The organism is Parcubacteria group bacterium (assembly GCA_041657845.1).
GTDB lineage: Bacteria > Patescibacteriota > Minisyncoccia > Moranbacterales > JAKLHP01 > JAKLHP01.
In genome coordinates, this window is the sequence record JBBABD010000048.1 from 1 (window position 1) to 4,874 (window position 4,874).

At 35.1% G+C, this 4,874-nt stretch carries 7 protein-coding genes; all 7 read right to left on the minus strand.

The features are described from left to right. Nucleotides 1–376: 376 nt before the first annotated feature. The gene (locus tag WC906_05035; GenBank protein ID MFA5777777.1) at nucleotides 377–877 is read right to left on the minus strand and encodes an alpha/beta hydrolase; all 501 of its coding nucleotides are present in this window, start codon (nucleotides 875–877) and stop codon (nucleotides 377–379) included. A gap of 27 nt (nucleotides 878–904) precedes the next feature. Then, complete coding sequence (locus WC906_05040) at nucleotides 905–1,264, minus strand: nucleoside triphosphate pyrophosphohydrolase (GenBank protein MFA5777778.1); 360 nt, start codon at nucleotides 1,262–1,264, stop codon at nucleotides 905–907. A gap of 137 nt (nucleotides 1,265–1,401) precedes the next feature. Beyond that, nucleotides 1,402–2,166: a GNAT family N-acetyltransferase gene (locus tag WC906_05045; protein ID MFA5777779.1), complete on the minus strand. Its 765-nt coding sequence runs from the start codon at nucleotides 2,164–2,166 to the stop codon at nucleotides 1,402–1,404. Further along, nucleotides 2,144–2,734: a Type 1 glutamine amidotransferase-like domain-containing protein gene (locus tag WC906_05050; protein ID MFA5777780.1), complete on the minus strand. Its 591-nt coding sequence runs from the start codon at nucleotides 2,732–2,734 to the stop codon at nucleotides 2,144–2,146. Before WC906_05050 ends, WC906_05045 begins: the two co-directional genes overlap by 23 nt. A 7-nt stretch (nucleotides 2,735–2,741) precedes the next feature. Next, the gene (locus tag WC906_05055; GenBank protein MFA5777781.1) at nucleotides 2,742–3,800 is read right to left on the minus strand and encodes a Fic family protein; all 1,059 of its coding nucleotides are present in this window, start codon (nucleotides 3,798–3,800) and stop codon (nucleotides 2,742–2,744) included. A 124-nt stretch (nucleotides 3,801–3,924) separates the two neighbouring features. Further along, complete coding sequence (locus WC906_05060) at nucleotides 3,925–4,137, minus strand: hypothetical protein (protein MFA5777782.1); 213 nt, start codon at nucleotides 4,135–4,137, stop codon at nucleotides 3,925–3,927. A gap of 17 nt (nucleotides 4,138–4,154) precedes the next feature. After that, nucleotides 4,155–4,724 (minus strand): tyrosine-type recombinase/integrase, encoded by a 570-nt coding sequence (locus WC906_05065; GenBank protein MFA5777783.1) that lies wholly within the window; start codon nucleotides 4,722–4,724, stop codon nucleotides 4,155–4,157. Nucleotides 4,725–4,874: the final 150 nt, after the last annotated feature.

Sequence of the window (4,874 nt, forward strand, 5' to 3'; positions counted from 1 at the left end):
CTTCTTTTTGACTCATGATAATGCGATTGTCCATTTGGTTGATATTAGTGGTTAAACTAATATCATAACCTGCCGGGGCGGACATTTCTACTTCCCGCTACTAGGACATTATCATTTCCTTGTGACAATCCATAGATATGCGAAGAATACAAAAAACACCTAAAAAAATAGGTGGATTTTTGCTATCTACAAAAAAATTGTAAATTTCTACACTTTCCTTGAAGCCCTATCTTCCGCCACCAACTCTTTAATCCTATTCGCCACTAATTTTGGAGTAGTTTCGGATTTTACGATAAAATCCAAAGCGCCTAATTTTTTAGCTTCGTCTTAAATTTCCTTTAAGATTTTTGAGATTCTTTATTTTCCATAAACCTCTTTATCCTTTCCGCCATTTCCTGTGGGATTGTTTCTGATTTGATAATATAATCATCAGACTTTTTTTCCCATCCTTTTCTTCATCATCTGCGGTAAACATAACAATCTCCTGAACCCTATCTTTGATAGTTTTATCTATAGGATAAATATAAAACGCTTCTCTGGCTTTATCTCCTTCATCTGGAATCTTCCAAGGAGCTACCAAAATCAACTTAGCGACTCTTTGTTTTGTTTCTCCTAGCCATCTAACCAAGAAAGCACAACCACAGCTATGTCCGATTAGGACAGTATCTTCCGCAACTTCATATTTTTCAAATTCTGCTTTGAATTTTTCGTAATTTGGATGCCAAGGCTCTGGCATAAGAGGAGTTTCAATCTTTATACCTTTTTCAGTCAGTTTTTCTTTTACCCAGGGAATCCAATGCTTATCATAAGTCCTAGTTTCTGGATTCATCGCTTTTTCAGCGTCGGAAGGACAGCCGTGAATAATAATGCAATTCATAATAAATTTAAGTTTATAAATCTCTAGTTAAATTTTCTCTAACATCAAAATTCTGCTTTTAAAACCTCCTCTCATTTCCGATTTGGCTTTTTGAACTTTTCTAACTGTTTCTAAATCTAATCCGTTGATTTCCAAAATAACATCTATCAGTTCCATTATATCCGCCAACTCTTCGGTTATATGTTCTTTGTCTTCCGCATTTGCCAATTCGTGAGCCTCTTCCTCAACCTTCTTCAATAAAAATTTCCTATATTCTTCGTCTTCCATGATTCTCGTTTTTACTTCTTTCCCTGTTTTGCCCTCCACAATTTCAGGAATCTTATCCCTGACCAATTTTGGATACTCATTCTCTTTTTCTAAACTTGTTTCAAAATGTTTGAACTCCATAATTTGTTCTTATTTTTTACCTAAAATTATTTTATAATATTATTTATTTCCATCATAAGACTTCCGCTCAGCACCCATTCCCCATTATGAAAGACTGTTCTGTCGTTTGGCACAATTTTCACTTTCTTAAATCCAGCCTATTCATAAAGCCTAATCGCACTTTGGTGAAATTCGCTAGTTTCAAGCACAACCTTTCTCATTCCCAATCCATTAAAAGCATAATTCAGTATTAGCTTTGCAACTTCCAATCCTATACCTTTGCTCCAGTAGTTCTTATCCAAAATAAAGATGTTAAACTCGCATTGTTCTTTTCCCTGAAAACTGCAAAGTGAAGCATAGCCAATAAACTTATCATCATTCGTATAAATTCCCCAAAATATCTCGTCTTTTTCTTCAGCCAGAAAGTTTTTGACATCCTTAGTTGTTTTGAAATCTACCATACGTTTGGCAGAATACAAATATCCAATTATTTCCAAATCAGTAAACCATTCCAAAAGATGAGGATAATTTTCCTTTAATAAATTCCTTTTCAAAATAACTTGATTTCCTTCTAGAATCATAGCATTGGATTTTCTTACTAATTCCCAAAATTTCTTCTCACCAATTTTTTCTTTAAACTCTGTAGCTTTGGCATCTTCAACGAGGTGCTTAACGAAATCAATCTTTTTGTCTTCAGGAATAGCTTCGTGCTCTTTTTTAAGTTTGTTATATAATTTTTCGTCCGCTTTTGGAATCGGCTTGTATACAGCTTTAATCATTTGAACCAAGTGATTAGCAGCCTCATACGCAACAAAATCATTCAGTTCCTCGCCATAATGCTCTTTGTATAATTTTTTGAATTCATTGATATCTTTTTCCGTAAGTGCCATAAAATTATATTTACACCATAACCATCTTGCCATCCTCAACAAAAATAGCTTGGTCGTCAGTCAATTCAATCACTGACTCTCCCTTTCTTTTTTCTTTAAATTTTTGAACATCGCTCTCTTCTTTTTGATTGTAGTGTGGAGTAATGATATGTGGCACGAGTTTCAGTCCAGTCAAATCTTTAAGATTTACATCATTGGAGTCGCCAAGTCCAGCCACTTCAATATCAGGTCCTGGGATTATACTTCCAGCACTGACGCCCAGATAGAATTTTCCTTTTTTGACAGCGTTAATCAAAATATTATCCACGCCTGTTTTTCTCATTCTGTCTAGAATATAGAAAGTGTTACCTCCGCAAACATAGTAAATATCATATAACGGAAAGTTTACAAAACTCTCATGCTTGGCGATATTGAATTCAATAACTTTAATTCCTAAATCTTCCAATTCTTTAATGGAGCCATCTATGTAAAATTGCTCTTCATCATTTCTGCCTGAAGTTACGATACAAGTAGTTTTGTTATCCAGTCTGTCAAACTGGGAAATAAAAAACTTCCTTACATTTTCATTGGTTAGCCCAGTTGATGTTAGTAATAGTTTCATATTTTAATTATCCGAAATAATTTTCCACTGCAAATTCAAACTGTTTCAAAAACAGCTCCTTGAAGTATGAGATATTGTTTTGCTCATAAAAGAGCAGGATTGCCTTTTTGTATTCCACTTCGTCCATACTCCTGTAAGAAAGAGGGCAAGAATCAAAGGATTGCAAAATAGCATTACCGCTCAAACGGCTGGTGCGTTTATTGCCGTCCACAAATGGTTGGATGTATGCGATAAGCAACATCAAAATAACCGCTTTCTCAAAAGCATTTTCTGTTTCATTGACCATTTGACAGGCTTTTTCCAGAGCCTCCTTGATTTGAAACTCATTGTCCAACGGAGTATATTTCGTTCCAGTTATTCTTACCAGCGTTTTTCGGAGATTTTTTGTCACATTCAAATCATCCGCCAGCAAAGAATGGATATTTTCTATCTTGGGAACGGATACAGTTTGAAATTCCTTTTTGTTGCTACCGATGTATTCCAAGGCTTTCTTGTGATTAAGAATCATCGTTGCCTCTTCCTGCGTGTGACCAGTGGCTTGTTGTTGATTTTTAATCAATTGCTCGGTCTCCAAGAGGTCATAAGTGTTTCCCTCAATTTTGGAAGACTTCCAGCTAAAATCAATATTCAACCTTTCTATTTCTTTTTTTAGTCCATCCGCAGAAATGTTTTTAATTTTCTTTCTGTAAATTTTGTTCAACTCGGAAAGTTTATTTTTTTCGTCATCGGTAAAAATATCTTTCAACTGACTGAATATGTCAAAATTGAATTTCTCCTTTACTTCTCGTTGGTCAACGTCATTGGCAAAATACTTTTCAACATCAATTTTTTTTATAAGCGGATATCTGGAGGAAAGCCGATATGTGACAGCTCTCCCAACCGTTCCTTGCCTTTCTATCAGATTAAGTTCCAGCATCTTTTCTAGGTCTCTTGAAATAGTCATTCTGGTCACTTGACCCAATTCTTTGCCTATTTGCTCAATTATTTGACCACCAGAAACACTCCCCATTTTCTCAATAAGGGTTAGAATTACTTCTTGTCTTTTACTTAATTTTTCATTTTTCATAATAATATAATGGTAACATTTTTATGTATTTAATGTAACATTTATGTTACATTCAGTCAACTAAAATGATGATTATCCCGATAATATGGCTTACATTAGCCATATTAAATGTAACATTATAATCCTATTTTTTGGCTATTTCATCTCCGTTTTCATCAATATATATACTCCTATAATCTTTCTCATTACCATTTATTCTGGTGTAAAATTCACAACCATCAATGGCGATGGCTCTACATTTGCAATCAATCATCTTCTTGCCAGTATCGTAATAGATTTTATCTCCGCATTTCAGACATTCATAATAGGTGCCCTGTTTTAATTTTTTGTTCATCATAATTTTATTTTAGTTGATTATAACCAATTGTCCATATTCATCCCCTTCTCGTGAGCCTGTTTTGCCTCGTCATCGCTCAAGATGCCTAAATAATGCCTACTGGTGGTCTGAATATCGGAATGTCCGAGGAGGACTTGAATGTGTCCTAAACTTATGCCTTTTCTTAGCAAAATTGTGGCGAAACTGTGGCGAATTGTGTGAGCAGTGACGGTTTCTGCCATTCCAGCCTGCCTGCGATATCTTCTGAAACTCCGCTGAGCATCGTTTCTATCCCAAGGCAGATTTCTTCCTTGTTCACCAATCAAAACAAACTTATATTTATAGCCTCGTCTTTTCAGATAATCCCTGATGCATTTGATTGACCAATCGTTAAAGTAAATTTTTCTTTGCTTATTCCCCTTGCCGATAATCATCGCTTCTTTTTTCTCAAAGTCTACGTCCGCAATCTTGAGATGCAAAACTTCTCCGATTCTACAGCCTGTAGAAATTAGGATTGAAAGAAAGGCTCTGAATCTCAAATCTCTGGTACTTTTCTTGCCGATTGAGTTGAAAAACTGCTTTAGTTCTTCTTCGGTTAGATATTCCACTCGTCTTCTGGGAATCTTCGGTCTTTAAAGTGGTCGGGTTTGTCAAGACAGAAAATTATTAAAAATGAGAGGGAAAATTTTAAAAAAATTATTATCGAAAATGGACTTCTTTTGGTGTGAGATAGTCGAGTGATTGATGCCGACGTCTTT